Annotated in this window: 2 protein-coding genes and 1 pseudogene; all 3 read right to left on the bottom strand. The window is 66.4% G+C overall.

Going from position 1 to position 1,821, the window contains the following annotated elements; genetic code table 11:
* A pseudogene (locus tag AC1DY5_RS53975) lies at positions 1-249 on the bottom strand (hypothetical protein); the annotation flags it as partial.
* Entirely contained in the window at positions 246-1,487 is a 1,242-nt protein-coding gene (locus AC1DY5_RS53970) for a hypothetical protein (RefSeq protein WP_478122415.1), read from the bottom strand. The pseudogene AC1DY5_RS53975 and the gene AC1DY5_RS53970, both read right to left, overlap by 4 nt.
* 3 nt (positions 1,488-1,490) lie before the next feature.
* A partial coding sequence (locus AC1DY5_RS53965) for a phage adaptor protein (RefSeq protein WP_478122414.1) occupies positions 1,491-1,821 on the bottom strand: 331 nt, incomplete at its 5' end.

Raw genomic sequence — 1,821 nt, 5'->3', positions numbered from 1 at the left:
CTCCGTGGCCACGAGGGGGAAGTCCGCAGCCGTGAGCGTGGCGTTGGGCGTGAAGTTGCCTTCGAACAGCGCGATGAACCAGCTGGAAATCTGCGCGGCACCCTTGATGGCAGCGCCCAAGATGTAGTCGATGCCTTCCTGCGGGATGAGGTTGTGCACTTCCTCGCGCTGCGAGACCGCGCCATCGGGCTCGACAACTTCGAAGATGTAGAGGAAGCCTGCTTTGGCATGGGAGTTGAGTGGCTTCATAGAACAGTTCCTTTGCGGATCACTTCCGCCTCGATGAATGAAGTCGCCACGGCGACGGACGGCTCCACGCCGAAGCGCGAAGTGACGAGCTGGGAGATGCCGTCCTGCTGGCGATAGAGCGAGGCGCCGGAGGCGGCATGGGTGAATTCGAGGGCGTCCTGCTGGACGTTCTTGACGGCCGCGTTGTCGGAGGCGACTACGAGCCCGAAGTCGGAATGCCAGTACAGCTTCTCGTCGGCCGGCGAGCGCAGGCTCGTGCCTGGCGTAGCGCCGTAGGGCAGCACTTCCTGCAACGTGCCGGCAGCCAGCACGTCGGCGATCCAGTACGTGCGATCGGAAGTCCCGATGTAGACGCCGTTGTCCAGCGGCTCGATGAGCGTCACCGGGAACGGGAAGCTCATGAAGCCCTTGACCGGGTCGAGCACGCCGTAGTTGTAGGGCTCCGAAATGAAGACCGTGTTGCCCGAACCGACCAGCATGCAGCCGCTGAAGTGGCGCACGATGCTGCCCGGCGGCATGGGCACGGTGTTGAGCGTCGGGCAGCGCCGGCCGTCGTTCGTGAGGGTCASGAAGGTGGCGCCCGCGACACCCGCWYGSCCRGCGTGCAGCAGGATCTCGCCATTCGGGCCGCTCAGATAGACCTGGGCAAGCGTGTCGCACTCGCCGATGGTGATGGCGCCATTGACCGGCACATCGACCTGCACAGCGGGCGTGGCCGGGGACTCGCCATCGGGGCCAACAACCGTGAGCGCGACGAGATAGCGGCCTGGCGGGAGTGCGCCGCCGGCGCCCGCGGTGACGACCGGGATGCGGTCCAGGGGCTGGGTGACTGCGGGCCGGTCCTGGCCAGCGTGTACGCGCCGCAGCTGCGCGCCGTTGGACCAGTAGACCTCGCCGTCGCCGCCGCGCGAGTAGGAGATGGGCAGCCGAGGCATGCCCGCGCGAATCGTGGATCTGGCGATGCTCGCGCCGGCTTCAGTGAGCGCGACGAGCACATCGTTCAGGACAGCGAAGGACTCCTTGTCATCGGACCACAGCGAATGCGCAGTGCCCGCAAGTGAGAGCGTGGTGCCGCGGCGCCGGCGCAGGCGTCCTTTGTCGTTGAGGTCAACGTTGTCCGCGCCGTAGAGGAACGTCGCGGCCTTGCCGTCAGGCGTGACGGTCGCGAGTTGGGTGGGCTCGAGCTGGTTGTTCAGCCCAGGAGCCATGGAGCCGAGCTTGACCGGGCGCATCGTCATCGATCACACCCAGAAGGCCACGTTGTGTTGGTCGACGTCCTCGCGCGTGGAGCGGCGCAGGTCGACATCGGGGCGCGCGCCGAAGTAGGCAGTGAACTTCGCTTCAGCCTTGTCGGAGCGGTCCTTGTCGAAGACGTCCGCATCCTGAATGCCGTAGGCGCGGTGCACGGCCCACCAGATGAGATGGCGGTGGTGCGCAGCGTTGATCTCCGGGGTCTGCGTTTTGGCCTTGAGTGCCACGATCGGCAGCCGGTAGCCTTCGAGCAGCACCGTGCCATCCATGGCGGGCTTGGGAACGAGGCGCAGGCGCGTGTCCGTCTGGATGGCCCAGCGG

The organism is Variovorax sp. P4_D9, assembly GCF_056401695.1.
Note: the sequence above shows the minus strand (reverse complement) of the source record. Positions and strands in the feature narration are given on the sequence as shown.